This is a genomic window from Scytonema sp. UIC 10036 (genome assembly GCF_009725235.1).
On record NZ_WJFC01000275.1, the window covers coordinates 1 to 14,457 of the forward strand.

Genomic DNA, 14,457 nt, shown 5'->3' on the forward strand with positions numbered 1-14,457 from the left:
AAGCTTAATCGAAACAAGGTAATCCGTAACGTTTACGAAGCTGATTCCATCGCAAGCCGTGCCACAGTCACAGGTAAGCACTTACAGTTGAGTTTGTTCTAAAGAACACTTATAATGATTCCCGAACTAGAAGGGGATCATTAATCGTTAAAAGTAAAAAGAGGTCACATAAAATGTCTTGGAGTGATGTTTGTAATTTGTCCGCAAGTGTTAAATTCTATCGTATTAATTATCTCGTACTAAAATAAGTTTTCGAGGGTAATCATACGATCTACTAACTTTAAATCTATAACCATCTTTGATAGCTATTGTTCCTTGTCCTCTTTCTCGACTAAGCAGATAATATGGTTTTGCTATCTGAGCTTTGATATAGTAGTCATAAGTTCCAGGTTCAATAGTTATTTTTAATGTATCAGTCTTAAATGATTGATTTGAAATCCGACCTTTTAGCTCATTTTTTATGTAAATTTCAGCTAATATCATCTCACCCTCTTCACTCTTGTCAATTATAATGTAAAAATCTACTTTTGATGTTTGACTTAATTCTCTTGAATTTTGTAAATGTGTTCTAATTTGGGTTAGAGTAAGAATTACAGTAAAAATACTACTTATAACTGATATTGGTAAACGAACTCTTTTCCAAAACATACTTGGATCTTTAGTTGAATGGTGTAGGTGAATTTTGTTTCTAGTGCCTGAGTTCTACGGAGGTTTACCCCACTAAAATTTTGACCAGAGTAGTCTGGTGGCATAGCTGAGCAAGGTAGCAAAACGTAAACACAGTTTTGCTACAGATTCTATCCTAGATTTTCCGGATAAACAACGAAAATTGTTCTGTTTCTACTGTTTTGGGGGAAAAGTGGCGAGGGTGACACGAGCCGCCACGTAACGGCTGAAACCTTCTCTGGACAATGGTTTCAGAAAAAAATCTCAACTTTACTCGAAAAATGAGATTTTGACGAATGTTTTGGCTGTACCATTTGAACCATCCCGCAGCCTTGTGCCTGAAACCCTTATCGCTACGTTGAAAAATGTTGTACCAAATAGCGTAAAGTTTAATTGGCACAACAAAAATCAGGTTTTTCGCCGATTCTTGGATTAAAACGAAATTTTATTTCTGTAATCCTTTCACAGTAATACTTTCAGGTGTTGCGTGGCGACTCATGACAGCTTTGCCACTTTCCCCCCTGTTAGAGAAAATATATAATATTGCTAGTGTTCCTTAATTATCAAGTCATTTATTTTTTTTTTTAATAAATGATTATGACCATCAAGATTTTCCAATCAAGTTTAAATTTCAGTATTGTTCTAAACAAAGAATTTTAAAAATTGAAACAAAATTTTTACAGAACTCAAAAATCAGTACCTTAGTACTGGCAATAATTCCTTATGATAACTAATCGCAAGAAATATTATTGCACATATCGATAAAACTAGTCGTATTACTTATTAAATCTTAAAAAAGAGACCAGCAATCGGTTGCTGGTCTCTTTTTTATCCTCTTACAGGAGAAATAGCTATTCGGGAGGACTAAAGAGAAAATCATAAAGCTTTCTCGTATGATAATCCCAATTCCAAGCAGTAACAAATGCTCTAAGCTGGTTTGTCTCGTGCTCAGTTAATCCATAGAGGGAAGGCATTTTAAGGACTTCCTGTAGGCGTTTTTCAAGGATGTTGCAGCTTACGGGGTCGCTTAAAGCCTTCCGAAGCACTCCAACAATTTGAGGAGTGAGTTCAACTGCAAGAGGGACTCTTTCGGGAGGGGTGAACCCTTTCGGCTCACGCTTGTTCTGGTGTAGGAGGGGTGATAGTGGCATTATGCAGCCTCCAAGAGTCTAGCGATCTGCTGAGGAGTAATGCCCGTCTCAACAAGCATTTTAAGAATTTCCCCTATGACTCCCTCCTTGTTGCTTAGTGCTTGAGGGGGAGTCATAGTGGAGACTTGGATCGCATCGAAGTTTAACTGATTCCCCCTAGAATCCTTGTTTGCTCCCGGTCGATTTGGCTGAGACATCGCTAGAGTAGTCGGTTCTATAGACCTAACCGCGTTTATCAAGTCCTCTTTGGTCGCACCGTACAGAGTCATAAGACCCTTTAGTCTGTCGCTCAGATTGCCTAGCATCGCAGAGCTAAGAGCGTCGGTGTTAGGCTTACTGCCCTGCATTCGATTGATAAATTCTTGTCGCTGTCGATCTGCCTCGTTGAGGAGGCTATCACTTTGTAGAGAAATACCCATAGCGCTATGGTTAAACTGGAATGAAAGATTTGTACGTACATCTTATTGTAGCATATTTAACTACAAATGTCAAATTTACTCAGTGAGTGACTCCCTCCTTTTTATGTCAGATTTCGGTGACCGAAACGGTTGATGTAGGTTATGTAATTGTAACCTACAAGGTATTTAATCGAACGACCTAGAACCCGTGAGATAGCTTTTCGTGCGTTGTAGGCGATCCTAGAGGCATCTGAGAGGACGTTTAGAGCAGGTCTTGTGTGGTAAGTTCTTCCGTCTGGGGAAGGGAATCATGGAGGAGATTGTTTAACACACGAATAGCCTGTATGTCAAATTTATTGTTACAAAGCTTAATAATGCATGGTTGTTGCTTTAGCTATGTTCCGGTTGCCCGGAGTTTACAACACCTACTGAGAAAGTAAAGGCATAAAGAATACTTGTGATACGGATAATGCTTGTTGTCGTTAACGCATACCTGCATAAAAATAATGCAGACACAGCCCAAAGTGTCTGCAATGTGTCTGTGATGTCTGCAATAGTATGCCTATGATTCCCTCTCTTTTTCGGTCACCGAACGCTTTTACTCAGGCAATATCCCGTCCTGGTCGGGGTGATTTCGGTACGGTGCAAAGAAGTGAGTATCTCCCATAACGAGTCCTGGCACGCTTGAGGATTCAGCCTTCGTGGCTATGGTCGTTACGTTCTCTTTTGTGATGGGTGTACGCTTCACTGGAGTTATGTCAAAATCGCCCTCTGCCACAGTTGCTTCAATGTCAACTATCGAGCCGTCTGATATGTCTTGAAACAGTCGCTTAATTGCGGCTCTAACGAATCTTGACCTACCTTTATCGGTCGATGAGTTCTTAATAGTTGGTCTGGGACATAAAGCATCAAGCATCATGAGTTCTCGCTCACTCAGATAAATCTGAACAGAATAAGGTCTTGACCTTTTTTGAGTGTTATTTAACGCCATTATTTTATGTCCTCAGTTTAAGTGTTAGAAAGAATTAGTTGTTTCTTTCTCCCCCGTTTGGGTTTCTCAATCTCTTTGTAGATTGGTAATTCTACATTTACTCCGTATCTGTTATAAGTTTCAACGGCTTCTTTTAGAGACCTCTCATAAATCTTGTACTCTTTTGGAGTGTTCCACATTGCAATGAACTTGTCTAAGTCATCCGGTGTTTCCCCTCTCCAAGAAGGATTCGTAAAGAAAGCTAAGTGAGCAAGACACCCAATAGTGGAATTTTTATCAGAGAATTGATACAGAAATTCTCTAAAAGTCATTTTAATTTCTCCTTTTTGTTGTCGAAGTTTATAGTGGTTATAAAATCCCTTAGCGATGAGAAACCCTTGCATTAAAGTTTCATCAGTAGCTAGGTTATGCTTGTGGACGTAAAGCTTAAGACCTTGCACACTTTCACCTTTCCATTCTGGTAGAACTGCATAGGCTAGGTGAGCCACAGGGCAATCTATGTCGCTCCTGACCCACTCCCAAAGAAACTCTCGAAATGTAACATTCATCTTTTCAAAGGTTTAGAAAATAAAATTTATGATTCCCTCCTAGCCGTGTCGGTCACCGAAATCGAGAGGGAATCATTTATTAGTTGTTATCTAATAATTGCTTAGTGTGCTCATAAGCGATCTTAGAAATTTTCCAAGCCTTAATTGCACCGGGGTGTGGGTTTCTCGACCTCCGGGCAATATGCACTCTCAGCCCTCTGGCTGTAGTTCCTTTCCAAGCGGGTTCACGGAAAGCATCACGGGCAAGGTCACCAATTAGGGAATCAGATGCGATGAATAATTGCAAGTAGTCTCTATAAGTCATGAGGGAACAATTTTGAATGTGTACTAAGGTAAGTTTTTAGTAGGTTGGTACTAATTATTTAACTAATTTAGTGGCAACTAGTCTCTTGAGGTCTTGGATTATTATTTTCTTTAAAAATTGAGATGTCTTCACCGAAAAAATCCGGTTAAAATCTGTGAAAGGGATATAGGTTACTCCATCATGCCGAATCAAGGAGCAATCAAGAGTACCTACATAGCTGATTTCGTCAGGAAGCCTAGAGAGCGAGTCGTTTATTAGCTCATCCACGAGCGGGAAAGGAACTAACCAATCTTGTTCCGATAGTGACTGGATCGAAAGCGAAAACCGCTTATCCTTTAAAGTAATGCTTACATTTTTTGTCCTAAAAAATTGACTTAAAACTTTAGTTTCAGTAACCGTAAATTTTGAACTCTGCTTTGAGATAGTTTTCATAGTTTCCCTTAAAATTAACGTGTTGTGTGACTCCCTCCTAAAGATTCGAGGGTATGGGCTGGACGGATGCGACAACCGTCTAAACGCGATTACAGCCCGTGGTTTAAAGATTTCGGTGACCGAAAAAGAATTTTAGAACCCAGCTAGAGGGACTCAAAAACCTGAAAGATTATTTCCAAGCTCATTCAGCATAACTTCAACAGGATGCTTTTCTAAGGATGTTTCAGGGTTCTCCCATATTGAATGTTTCTCATTTCTAATAGTTTTTCTACCTAATGGAATCCACCCATTCATTCTGAGAATACGCTCGATCACCTTGCTATCTTTATGCTCGATTTTTTTGTCTCCGTAATTAAGTGCTCGTTCCCATAAAAACCTAACCGTGACTTGTTGATACTTATCCGCTTTCGAGAGTATTTGGTCAGCCCAAGGATGTTGTTCTTGAAACTGCTGGTTACTTAGATCTCTTAATTTTGCTTCTTCTTTGGTTAAGTCTGCAAAGTAACGAGGAGAAGATAAGTATAAGTGGTACGCCATAGCCCAGAGATAGTCTTTTTCAGCGATTAACGCATCTACGTCTATGGGGTCTTCTTCTGTTTTTTGAACGGGAATCACCCAGTACCTAGTACTGCCCGTCTCATCGTGTAGAATTTCTGTCTGGTTCGTAGTCCCGAAGAATATACTTGTCCTCAAATACGTTGAGGGATGAGTTAAATAAGGTGCTCTGAATTTATCTGCAACACGTCCTATAAAGTCTTTTAAAGCTGAAGCATCCGCTTTTCTAAACGCCTTATCTATTTCGGGGATTTCATGTATCCAGAAACTATTTACAAGATGTAGCTGGTCTTTATTAGAAAGCGTTGTTAAATCGATGCTCTCGTTAAACCAGTTAGTCTCAGTACCTCCTGCTAATTCCCTGACAAAACTAGATTTTCGGGCATTTTGAGCACCTTGAAGAACCACTACGTGTTTCCACTCACATCCAGGATTCATCACCCTTGCGACACCTCCGACTAGCATCTTTTTCATGTACACGTCGTAAATTCTATCCGTAGTACCAAAATATTTTGTAGATAAAGTTTCTAGCGCGTCGGGGTCAAATGTGGGATACTTTTTAGCACAATTAAGCAGGTACTCTTTTACAGGATGTTTTTCGTTCTGTTCGGACAAATATAGAATTGATTTCCTAAGATGTTCACTGTTAGGAATAATTAAGCCGTGCTTTATTTCTAGTTCAACCTGAACAGTATCTTGTCTTAGCTCAGAACCATCTAGTAAACACTGTAAAGACATTAAATTGCGTTCAATATGAAACTTCTCCTTGAGAACATTCACAATCGCTGTAAATCCTTTTATAGGCTTGCTTAGAAACGGGAACTTAGGAAGCTTAAAAGTATCGCATATGTGATTGACAAGCTGACTAAAAAAGCCTTCAGGAAAGCTTCCGTTTTCCCGGTAATCTATACCTAGAAAATCTCCGAACTTAGTCTTTCTTACATGAAAATAGTAGTCTAAGTAAGAGCCGTGATTTGATTCCCTCCCATTTTCTCTCATCAACTTTCTTCCAAGATTTCCAGATTTATCCCAGAAATAAGGCAGTTCTCCATAATTAGCAATAACCATAAAAGATGAACCATTACTGTTAGAAGATGAGAAAGGGTTTCGACCTGCTATTCTCAAAATTTCTCTCTGTTCATCTTCTAACCTTCTGTGTTTCCAGGATTGGTCAGGGTCATGTAGAGAGTAGAGAGCAAAAGCACTGCCCTGATAATAACCCATGTATAAGTGTTCGTATAAATGTTTGAAAACTCGCTCAGTTATGCTTGTGCCTTCCGTTTTTGATTCCCCTTGAAATGCTGGTTTTTCGGTGACCGAAATCGCTTTTTCTTTAGTGGAGGGAGTCACTTTCGGTTGTTTATCAAAGAGCTTAGCTACCTGTTTCTGTCTCTTTGCGTCTTCAAATGCTTTTAGATTCTCCGAAGCAAACTTAAGGAATGTGTCAACTGGTAGGCGATTTAACCCGTCATTAATGGTTAAGATGTAGCTCTCATCCCTTGTACCGTAGAACAATCTACCAGGGTCAGGAGTATCATCAAGCATCGGATAACGAGCTTGAAAGTAGTGTTTGAAAATTAATCTAAATTCTGTTTCGGTGACGTGTCTATCAAAAGCTAGGATAACCCGAAATCGAAGTGATTGCTCAGGGTCGTTAGGGATATATCCCGGAGTTCTGTAAATTAGTAAGCCGTACTGTTGAATAATTTCATCTGCTAAAACCTCATCGTAAGTCTTAGCCTTATGGATTACTTCTCCGGTTTTCTTGTTAACCTTATCCCCGTCAAAATCAAGGCTCATCAAGGTTGCATACTTGAACCCTTTTAAGGTGTTATCACCTTCTTTTATTCCTCCCCGGTAAGTTATCCCGTTCTTTAAAAGTTTGATAAACGAACTTATTTTGGTCACCGAAATAAGTTCCCAATTCTCGATAAGGTTGAATTCCGCAACTTTCGGATCGAGCCACTGTTTTAACTCTTTACCATGCAAATGGAAAGAGAGATTGGGAACTTTTATAAGCTGGTTGACTTGTATCTCGAAAGGTTGAAATCCTGTAGAAACTTGAGTCAGTTCTTGTGCGTCTGACTTGACAAACCCGTTATTTTGTGTCATGATTTTAGGTAACGTTTATAAGGTAACGAAATGAAGATTCACAGTTTGAAATCTGTGAGTGGTCAGAGTAGTACTAAGGTAATTTTTAGCCCTGAGATGCTTCCAACATCTTGGGGTTATTTTTGTTGTATGATTCCCCCCGAAGACAGCTATTTAGGAGGGGAATCAAGCAGCCTTGCGAGTAATTGTTTGGCTGTTTCGTGTGTGAGAAAACATTTGGCGTATCGCCTCCCTCACAACGTCACTATTGCTCAATTCAAGCTCTTTTGAAAGCGTATCAAGCATCCGTATTTCTTCATCAGAAAAGAAGAACCCTTTCTGTGTGGTTCGAGAGCGACCGTGCTTTTTTATATATGCCATAGTTTGTGTGCTCGTTTAAATTGCTTTTAAACAAAGAGTAGCAGTATTACAAATATATGACAAATGCACACTTTGTTATATCTGCATAACTTATTTTGCTTTGTAAGGCAAATCTGAAAAGCCCGAACGGTCAATAGTAAACTGAACCGCGTACTTAATGAGTTCTGAGACCGAATAGCCCGTCTCAGTAGCCAGACTTTCGAGTTCGGCTCGAAGTTCTGGGGGTAATCTGGTAGCCGTGATTGGTAATTTTGCTTTTCCCATAATAATCATTATGGCAGAGGGTGTTACAGCTTGTCAATGAGTACTTTTACTCAAATGATTCCCTCTCAAGACAGGTACTCAGAGACGGCTTACCTGTCCTAAGACGGGTCTCTAAAACGAACCTGTCCTGCTTAAAACTCTCTCTGGGTAAAGGTTTCCGGGTTTTAGGACAGGTGGACAGGTGAGACCCCCCCCCTCCACACCCTAAAAAAAACAAAATGTATCATATATGATACAGAATTCAGGTGATTTGGTAACACCCATGATACAGAACTGAAAAAATTTGGTAGCACTCATGATACAGAATGAACAGTTTTGTATCATGTGTGAACATTTTTATTTATTTAAGCTGCATTTTCATTTTCTACCTGTCCTACCTGTCCTACCTGTCTTAAAGTTCTACAAGTATTACTACATAAGGATTCTAGACAAGACAGGTTATCAGGACAGGTAACTAATTAGTTTTAACTACCTGTCCTATGGTGGTGTGGAGAGGTGAGAGGGGAATCACTAAGGACATCACCGAACCAGTGACCGAACCCCAACCGGGAATGCACTTTTGCAGCTCTGGGAATTTTAAATGCCCAATCCATCAAGCGACCAACCAAAAAGGCTTGAAAGCGATTCTAGGAGCCGTTCCGAGGGTGTTTGCAGTGTGGTTTGGTTGCTGACTTGGTGAATCCCTCTCTCATGGTTTCGGTCGGGCAGATCGCCCCAGATGCGATCTCCGGTCACGTCACATGAGGAGATCGCACGGGTCAGGTAAGGTCGTGGGTGTGCTGGTGTGGTTGCTGGTCTGGGGGGAATCACTCTGGGTTAACATCTTTTGTCCAAAATAATAATTCTCCAGGCTGGACTTCGTAAGTATCGCAAATCTTTGTAAGCACAGAGGGATTGGGTAGCGCGGAAGGGTCATTGTATAGGTCGTATGCAGTCCTTTGCGCTACCCCAGTATCTTGCCAGAAGCGGTAAACCGTTATGCCACGTTCATCTATGAACTGTTTGATTTTATTTCGGACACTCATTTGGTTAAAAATAATAGTATCAATTACTTAAGTATAATCAACAAATTAGTGATAATTATCTTCTTTTCTTTATACATAAGCAAATAATATTATCAAAATTCTACACATATTATTATTTTCTTGATAATATAGAGATGTGACGACAGAAGCGACACGAGCGTAAATCCTGAGGGTAGCTTAAGCGGATGTCACCCACAAACAAATCCTTCACGCTACTGGCATAGTACGTTAGAACTTGAGCAATTATGCTCTGTTACGAATTTTACACAGCTTTTCTCCTTTATATAGTGTGGGTAGGTCTATCCGCACTTCCGCAAAATCCGCAAGCCTATACATCCGCAACCGATGCGGAAAGGTGCGGATGGTGCGGATGACTGCGGATAACCAAAACCCGTTCACCGTTCTTTAAATCCCTAAAAAAATTGTACGCAGATATTACTGCACATATATACGTAAGTACGTTTATGTGCCAGTATCGACACTGATTTTTCACCATTACTATAGGAGGCTAAAAAATGCCTAGAAAGAAGTCTGTATTGGAAGACACAAATACTGATACCCCTATTGAAATGTTAGATAATTCTAACATTGACGCTGAAAGTTATAAAAATGAGAGTGAGTCCCCTGAGAGTCCTGCTTCTGATTTCGGTGACCGAAACGACTCAGATGGGAATCAAAAACCAGATATAGAGCCTAAAAAACAGAGCCAAAAAGAACCCTATAAACCTTTCTTGCTTGTTGCTGACTTGGGTAGAAGTTCTTGTAAAAGCCTCGTTTACTTCGAGGGTCAAGAGATAACTGTAGACAAACTAACATCTTGCGTCGTGCAGTTAGAATCATCTCCTGGTAACGACTTCGGGGGCTTCACGTTAGGACTTGAACATCCTCATGAAACAGACCTGGATGAGAAAGGCAAGCCTATCAAGGTCAAGACTGAGGAACACTGGGTAGTTGGTGCAAGAGCGCAAGCATACCCTGATTCAGTAATGATGACATCAACCTCTAACGCTAAAGTAGAATACTTTCACATTCTATTAATGGGTGTGATATCCGCTATACCCAATTTGAAAGATTTTTCTACTGGTAAGAGTCAAAAGAATAGAACTCTAACTATTGACTTAGCTACCCTTTCAATCGCTAATGCTTCCGAACTAAAGAAGAAACTTAAGCATTGTAAATACTTGGTTGTTAACGGGGTTAAGTACCGCCTAAACTTTACTTCCAATCAGCATTCTTTTGTTGAAGGACACGGTGCAGCTATTTGGGGTAAAAATCAGTTTCCAGAACGCTCAACTTTATACGTTGCCGACTTGGGGGCTGGTACTTTTCAAATAGCTGAATTTAGCATTCTTAACCAACTTCCTAGCAAAAAATCTAAAGATTCTTATCACGGTGGTGGTGGCATCGCGTCTTTAAAACGAGAAGTTACTAAAGCTCTCTCAAACGGTGATTCTAGTAATTACCTTACCCAAACACAAATTGCAGCAATTCTAGAAAATAGCCAATGGGAGAACGGTATAGTTACAGCTCTGGATTTTAACAAAGCCGATGTTTCGGGCAGTATTGCTTATGCCATCAATCAATGGCTTACTGAATCCCCCGCGCAGTTTGCTTTAGAGGAATTGGTTACAATATCACGGCACTCACCCATCATTTTCTGTGGTGGTGGTTTTGAAATTTCACCAGTAAAAGGAATTATTGAAAAACGCATTCTAGAGTCAGGGGGTATCAGTAATAACTTAATCTTCCCTGACCAATTAGGAATCATCGGAGTTAAGGGAGTGCTAGATTACCTCATGCCTTCCGAGTCATCAAATGTTATTGAGCTACCAACTAAGGAGATTGAAAATGCAGACATCCAACAGACCGCCTAGACTTAACTACAACGTGCCACGCTCCATCGTGAATGACATTAAAAAGATAGCAGCGCAACGAGGCATTGAGCCGTCTTGGTGGATACGTAAGGTGCTTGAAAAAGCCATTGAGGAAGAATCTAAACAACCATTACCAGTTATCAATTTGTCAAACCTTGAAAGTTTTAACCACCAGTAACTATGAAAACATTGCAGTACTTCACATCTGGTACACACTTAGACCAACTAACCGAGCGTTTCGGTAGTCAATTAGAACTACTAGACAGACCTCAAAAGCTTCAACTACGCGCTATCCTCACTTATTTTGTACTGGGTAGAGAAATGATGTCCGATGAGTATTCAATCGGGGATGCTGTATCTGACTTCAACCTCTGGCAGTTGTTTATCCCAGACCAACAGCTACAAGACGCGCTAGAAACCCTGGAAGGGGTAACTGTAGAGGATGCTGAATCATTACTCGAAGCTCTACAAGCCCAGTGCAGACACGGGAACGCAAAACTAAGAACTTCTACTGATTCGATGGCTGATGAATTGATTAGACAAGGCATTCCTCACGAACTTGCAGAAGAAGCAGCGTACATTTTGACTGTAGTTGATGCCCAAGGTCAACGCACACAACACCAGCAATGGCTTATTTCTCAGGTTCACAAAATCATATTGGGGAGAAAGTAAATCATGAATCATTTGTACTGCATTAACTGCAATGACTTTACCAGACATGATGAAAGCGGGATGTGCTTGGTTTGTGCTTACCAGTACAAAGAAGGGGATTTAGACTTTTTTGAGCCTAATGAATTTCCCTACAACAAAAACTACGAGTACCAAGAAGAAACTGAGGCTACTTGGCTCACAGAAGAGGATGAATTAATCGCTCAATATGGAAGGCATAACCTCGAATTCGTAAGAGACCAGCACTGGGTAGATGACTCCTTAGAACATTATTTAGGCAAGTATGAAGCATGAAGCGTGTATACATCAAAACAGAAACTATTGATAAACCAGATGGTTCGACCTCCACCAAAACAGAAAGAGAAGAAATTACCGAGAATAGCGGTTTACTTGAGGCTTACGGGTTTCTTCTTCTAATCATTTTCACCTTACTTGTCACGGGCATTACTTACCAAATCGTTTCATCAATCATTAACAGGAGTAATTCAAATGGAATTCAAATCCAAGAACAACCATTCAAGTAACTGGGCATTGGCTACTACTAAAACTCAATCCACTGCTATAACGACCACTAACAACAGTAAAGGAGGTGATTTCAAAATCAATACCCAAACTCTTAGCACTAAAGGTGTAGTTCCTGAAGCAATGATGCCTATGATGTCTGAAATTTCTCAAGGTTTGGGTGTAGACATTTTAGACCCTTCCCAGTGGACAAAAGAAAGTATCATTGAAGCTAAAAAGCGGGCTGCACAATTAGACGAAAAGCTAATGCAGATGAAAGAGCTAGCCCCATGCATCATGAAGTATTTGAGCTTTCAGGTAAACTTAGCTGAGTTCCAAGCAGAACTAGTTGTTCAGGCTTGCAAAGCTAAGAGCAAGATTGACCAGGCACAAGCCAAGGCATTCGTTGCTTATTACCGCTACTTACGGAAAGCTGCAAATCTTGAGAAGCGAGTAAAGCAGCAACAACAAATAATTGATGCTGCTTACACAGCTTTTGAATCGGTGCAAGATGCCCGTAGTAATGCAATCCTTAGCGGTTTGAACCAACAAGCAAGATTGGGTGTAGCCAGTGCTGAACACTCCGACACTTTAAAGCAACAACGTCAACAAATATTGGCTGAACGACGTGACAAGCTACAGCAAATGAAGCATGACTTAAAGACAGCACACTTGAGCGACTAGCACCACCGATTCTATAAAATCACCCCTCTCCCTAGAGGGGTATACTAAAAGGAATTGATATCTATGAGCACTAAGAATTCTATCAACCTCGAAGACATCTCAACACCCAAAGCTGACTTATTGCGACACATCAAGAATTTCAGTGAAGCGTCAATCTTCTTCTCAGTATCATTAGGATTGGCACTGGCAGCGACATATTTTAGACAAGTAGAAATCATTTTGGCTGTTGCTTATGTGATAGCAATTATTTACACAGTGCTAACTTTTGATAACTGCCCCAAATCATCAGTTTTTCGGTTTGCTGCTATCACTTTAGGTTTGTCAATGGGGATAAGAGAACTCTTGATATTTTTCTGGGTTCCTGTTTTAACCTCCATCGTAGTTGTAATCGCTGTAGGCATCTTTGGTTATATGGCTTATCGCTACTTGGAAGCTGGTTTAAATCCCAAGGTAGGAGGTAGATAACTATGAATCCAAAGTTTATCTGGCAATCGAAACATCTGGGATTGGGTGTTGGAATAGCTCTCTCAGGATTGGGATTGTTCCTTGCCGTTCCCGAAAATATGAACACTTGGATAAAAGTTCAAAAAACTTACACCATCGGAAGTTTTGAGTTTCAAGACACAACTCACATCAGAATAAATGAAACAACTCCGCAAGGATATGCAGTTGTTGAGTTAATACCGGGCAAGACGGAATATAAAGCTTTAGGCACTGGCTTAATGTTTCTCGGAAGTGTTTTAAGTCTATGTTTTAGCTCAATTCTGGTTAAGGAATACGAACGTATAGAACAAAGCAACTACCGATTACGTCAGTCCGAGTTTGAACTTGAAGATTTACATCTTGACCAAACTACAGAAGTAGCAAGATGGGCTATAGAACTGGATGCCCAAGCCGATATATCGAAAATGCTCAACCCGCCAAAAGCTTACTTACCAGATTCAGAAGAAGATGAACCGGATAATGATAAATTCTCTGAAACGTCTACAGGTTTTTTAGGTTGGTTAAAAACGAAAAACTTGGATACTTCCCACATCAAAGTTTCCCAAGTAGGTAGTTTAAGCTTTAACGGTCGCAAACTTAAAGCGGATGAAATCCGAAAGTTCGTTGATGAATTAGTAACAAGTGAAGTGGCTGAATGGTTGGACGACAAAAAATCTGAATTCCGTCTCTTGAGTCAATGAATCCCTTCTTCAGCCTCGTTTCGGTCACCGAAATCGACTTTATCGACACTTATTAATTTGACCGGGGGTGGAGGAGTTTTTTGAGGGAATCACCAACAGTAAAAGTATAAGGAGTACATCGCAATGATTGAATCTAATTTTTATGAAAGAATTGCAAATAAAATTGTCAATTCTCTAGAGCTAACTGAGGAAGAAATTCACGAGGCTAAAAGACGCTATGAAAGCTTTTTCGATTATCCCGGTTTTAGCTCAGAACTTGAGCAACTGCCATACAATCAATTCAAAGTTTTTGAGTACTTAGAACTATACGGTTACGTTGTTCGCCAAAAACGACCAGAAGTAAAAAATAACTTTTGGATTGATAATTTACCTGTAATTTTAGTGGTGTTCTGCACCCTCTTTGCAGTTTTTACTCTTTCAATTGCTTTTATTGGTAGTTCTCAACAAGACAAACAAGAGAACCCCTCACGAATCTATTAGGAGCAAGTAAAGCTATGATTGAACTCAAAACAGTTTATGATACGACGCTTTTATCCTCCAGGAAGGTCTACCAGATTAACGGAAAGCTCTACAAATTCCTCTATCAAGACCCTTATTCTAGAATCGGTTTTGAGCAGTACATTTTTCAGCCGCTTAACGGGCAGAGGGTCAAAGCTGACTTAAAGCTTAATCGAAACAAGGTAATCCGTAACGTTTACGAAGCTGATTCCATCGCAAGCCGTGCCACAGTCACAGGTAA

Annotated in this window: 21 protein-coding genes; 10 read left to right on the forward strand and 11 right to left on the reverse strand. The window is 40.1% G+C overall.

All coding sequences use genetic code 11. From position 1 onward, the window contains the following. Positions 1–225: 225 nt before the first annotated feature. From F7734_RS56155 to F7734_RS56205, 11 genes are all read right to left on the reverse strand, one after another. Positions 226–648 (reverse strand): hypothetical protein, encoded by a 423-nt coding sequence (locus F7734_RS56155; RefSeq protein ID WP_155752846.1) that lies wholly within the window; start codon positions 646–648, stop codon positions 226–228. A gap of 869 nt (positions 649–1,517) precedes the next feature. Then, complete coding sequence (locus F7734_RS56160) at positions 1,518–1,817, reverse strand: hypothetical protein (protein WP_155752847.1); 300 nt, start codon at positions 1,815–1,817, stop codon at positions 1,518–1,520. Beyond that, positions 1,817–2,236 (reverse strand): hypothetical protein, encoded by a 420-nt coding sequence (locus F7734_RS56165; protein ID WP_155752848.1) that lies wholly within the window; start codon positions 2,234–2,236, stop codon positions 1,817–1,819. The genes F7734_RS56160 and F7734_RS56165 overlap by 1 nt, the downstream gene beginning before the upstream one ends. Positions 2,237–2,813: 577 nt before the next feature. Next, entirely contained in the window at positions 2,814–3,206 is a 393-nt protein-coding gene (locus tag F7734_RS56170; protein ID WP_155752849.1) for a hypothetical protein, read from the reverse strand. A gap of 17 nt (positions 3,207–3,223) precedes the next feature. Further along, positions 3,224–3,754, reverse strand: coding sequence for a hypothetical protein (locus tag F7734_RS56175; protein ID WP_155752850.1), 531 nt, complete (start codon positions 3,752–3,754; stop codon positions 3,224–3,226). A gap of 79 nt (positions 3,755–3,833) precedes the next feature. Continuing rightward, positions 3,834–4,058, reverse strand: coding sequence for a hypothetical protein (locus F7734_RS56180; protein ID WP_155752851.1), 225 nt, complete (start codon positions 4,056–4,058; stop codon positions 3,834–3,836). Between the two features lie 585 nt (positions 4,059–4,643). Continuing rightward, positions 4,644–7,034, reverse strand: a complete 2,391-nt coding sequence (locus F7734_RS56185) for a virulence-associated E family protein (RefSeq protein WP_166482774.1) — start codon at positions 7,032–7,034, stop codon at positions 4,644–4,646. A 573-nt stretch (positions 7,035–7,607) separates the two neighbouring features. Then, positions 7,608–7,781, reverse strand: coding sequence for a hypothetical protein (locus F7734_RS56190; RefSeq protein ID WP_166482775.1), 174 nt, complete (start codon positions 7,779–7,781; stop codon positions 7,608–7,610). A 576-nt stretch (positions 7,782–8,357) separates the two neighbouring features. Further along, positions 8,358–8,591 (reverse strand): hypothetical protein, encoded by a 234-nt coding sequence (locus F7734_RS56195; protein ID WP_155752854.1) that lies wholly within the window; start codon positions 8,589–8,591, stop codon positions 8,358–8,360. Next, a complete protein-coding gene (locus tag F7734_RS56200) occupies positions 8,588–8,806 on the reverse strand; it encodes a helix-turn-helix transcriptional regulator (RefSeq protein WP_155752855.1) in 219 nt (72 codons plus the stop codon). Before F7734_RS56200 ends, F7734_RS56195 begins: the two co-directional genes overlap by 4 nt. Positions 8,807–9,049: 243 nt before the next feature. Next, on the reverse strand, positions 9,050–9,205 hold the full coding sequence (locus F7734_RS56205; protein WP_155752856.1) for a hypothetical protein: 156 nt from the start codon (positions 9,203–9,205) through the stop codon (positions 9,050–9,052). Between the two features lie 116 nt (positions 9,206–9,321). Between F7734_RS56205 and F7734_RS56210 the strand changes: the two genes are divergently transcribed. The 10 genes from F7734_RS56210 to F7734_RS62725 all read left to right on the forward strand — a co-directional run. Continuing rightward, entirely contained in the window at positions 9,322–10,680 is a 1,359-nt protein-coding gene (locus F7734_RS56210; protein ID WP_155752857.1) for a hypothetical protein, read from the forward strand. Beyond that, complete coding sequence (locus tag F7734_RS56215; protein WP_155752858.1) at positions 10,655–10,858, forward strand: hypothetical protein; 204 nt, start codon at positions 10,655–10,657, stop codon at positions 10,856–10,858. The genes F7734_RS56210 and F7734_RS56215 overlap by 26 nt, the downstream gene beginning before the upstream one ends. Positions 10,859–10,860: 2 nt before the next feature. Continuing rightward, positions 10,861–11,352 carry a hypothetical protein gene (locus tag F7734_RS56220; protein ID WP_155752859.1) on the forward strand — a complete coding sequence of 164 codons (492 nt, stop codon included), beginning with the start codon at positions 10,861–10,863 and terminating at the stop codon, positions 11,350–11,352. A gap of 3 nt (positions 11,353–11,355) precedes the next feature. Continuing rightward, on the forward strand, positions 11,356–11,643 hold the full coding sequence (locus F7734_RS56225; RefSeq protein ID WP_155752860.1) for a hypothetical protein: 288 nt from the start codon (positions 11,356–11,358) through the stop codon (positions 11,641–11,643). Beyond that, positions 11,640–11,873, forward strand: coding sequence for a hypothetical protein (locus tag F7734_RS56230; RefSeq protein ID WP_155752861.1), 234 nt, complete (start codon positions 11,640–11,642; stop codon positions 11,871–11,873). The genes F7734_RS56225 and F7734_RS56230 overlap by 4 nt, the downstream gene beginning before the upstream one ends. Beyond that, entirely contained in the window at positions 11,839–12,534 is a 696-nt protein-coding gene (locus tag F7734_RS56235; protein ID WP_155752862.1) for a hypothetical protein, read from the forward strand. The genes F7734_RS56230 and F7734_RS56235 overlap by 35 nt, the downstream gene beginning before the upstream one ends. Positions 12,535–12,597: 63 nt before the next feature. Continuing rightward, positions 12,598–12,999 (forward strand): hypothetical protein, encoded by a 402-nt coding sequence (locus tag F7734_RS56240; RefSeq protein ID WP_155752863.1) that lies wholly within the window; start codon positions 12,598–12,600, stop codon positions 12,997–12,999. 2 nt (positions 13,000–13,001) lie between these two features. Beyond that, positions 13,002–13,718, forward strand: coding sequence for a hypothetical protein (locus tag F7734_RS56245; protein ID WP_155752864.1), 717 nt, complete (start codon positions 13,002–13,004; stop codon positions 13,716–13,718). A 123-nt stretch (positions 13,719–13,841) separates the two neighbouring features. Next, positions 13,842–14,198, forward strand: a complete 357-nt coding sequence (locus tag F7734_RS56250; RefSeq protein WP_155752865.1) for a hypothetical protein — start codon at positions 13,842–13,844, stop codon at positions 14,196–14,198. 14 nt (positions 14,199–14,212) lie between these two features. Continuing rightward, the coding region (locus F7734_RS62725; protein WP_207714452.1) for a hypothetical protein at positions 14,213–14,457 on the forward strand (245 nt) is incomplete at its 3' end.

What these genes read in the sequence shown, in the direction of transcription:
- F7734_RS56155 (WP_155752846.1), bottom strand. Translation starts at nt 648, where the DNA reads ATGTTTTGGAAAAGAGTTCGTTTACCAATATCAGTTATAAGTAGTATT.
- F7734_RS56160 (WP_155752847.1), bottom strand. Translation starts at nt 1,817, where the DNA reads ATGCCACTATCACCCCTCCTACACCAGAACAAGCGTGAGCCGAAAGGG.
- F7734_RS56165 (WP_155752848.1), bottom strand. Translation starts at nt 2,236, where the DNA reads ATGGGTATTTCTCTACAAAGTGATAGCCTCCTCAACGAGGCAGATCGA.
- F7734_RS56170 (WP_155752849.1), bottom strand. Translation starts at nt 3,206, where the DNA reads ATGGCGTTAAATAACACTCAAAAAAGGTCAAGACCTTATTCTGTTCAG.
- F7734_RS56175 (WP_155752850.1), bottom strand. Translation starts at nt 3,754, where the DNA reads ATGAATGTTACATTTCGAGAGTTTCTTTGGGAGTGGGTCAGGAGCGAC.
- F7734_RS56180 (WP_155752851.1), bottom strand. Translation starts at nt 4,058, where the DNA reads ATGACTTATAGAGACTACTTGCAATTATTCATCGCATCTGATTCCCTA.
- F7734_RS56190 (WP_166482775.1), bottom strand. Translation starts at nt 7,781, where the DNA reads ATGGGAAAAGCAAAATTACCAATCACGGCTACCAGATTACCCCCAGAA.
- F7734_RS56200 (WP_155752855.1), bottom strand. Translation starts at nt 8,806, where the DNA reads ATGAGTGTCCGAAATAAAATCAAACAGTTCATAGATGAACGTGGCATA.
- F7734_RS56210 (WP_155752857.1), top strand. Translation starts at nt 9,322, where the DNA reads ATGCCTAGAAAGAAGTCTGTATTGGAAGACACAAATACTGATACCCCT.
- F7734_RS56215 (WP_155752858.1), top strand. Translation starts at nt 10,655, where the DNA reads ATGCAGACATCCAACAGACCGCCTAGACTTAACTACAACGTGCCACGC.
- F7734_RS56220 (WP_155752859.1), top strand. Translation starts at nt 10,861, where the DNA reads ATGAAAACATTGCAGTACTTCACATCTGGTACACACTTAGACCAACTA.
- F7734_RS56225 (WP_155752860.1), top strand. Translation starts at nt 11,356, where the DNA reads ATGAATCATTTGTACTGCATTAACTGCAATGACTTTACCAGACATGAT.
- F7734_RS56230 (WP_155752861.1), top strand. Translation starts at nt 11,640, where the DNA reads ATGAAGCGTGTATACATCAAAACAGAAACTATTGATAAACCAGATGGT.
- F7734_RS56235 (WP_155752862.1), top strand. Translation starts at nt 11,839, where the DNA reads ATGGAATTCAAATCCAAGAACAACCATTCAAGTAACTGGGCATTGGCT.
- F7734_RS56240 (WP_155752863.1), top strand. Translation starts at nt 12,598, where the DNA reads ATGAGCACTAAGAATTCTATCAACCTCGAAGACATCTCAACACCCAAA.
- F7734_RS56245 (WP_155752864.1), top strand. Translation starts at nt 13,002, where the DNA reads ATGAATCCAAAGTTTATCTGGCAATCGAAACATCTGGGATTGGGTGTT.
- F7734_RS56250 (WP_155752865.1), top strand. Translation starts at nt 13,842, where the DNA reads ATGATTGAATCTAATTTTTATGAAAGAATTGCAAATAAAATTGTCAAT.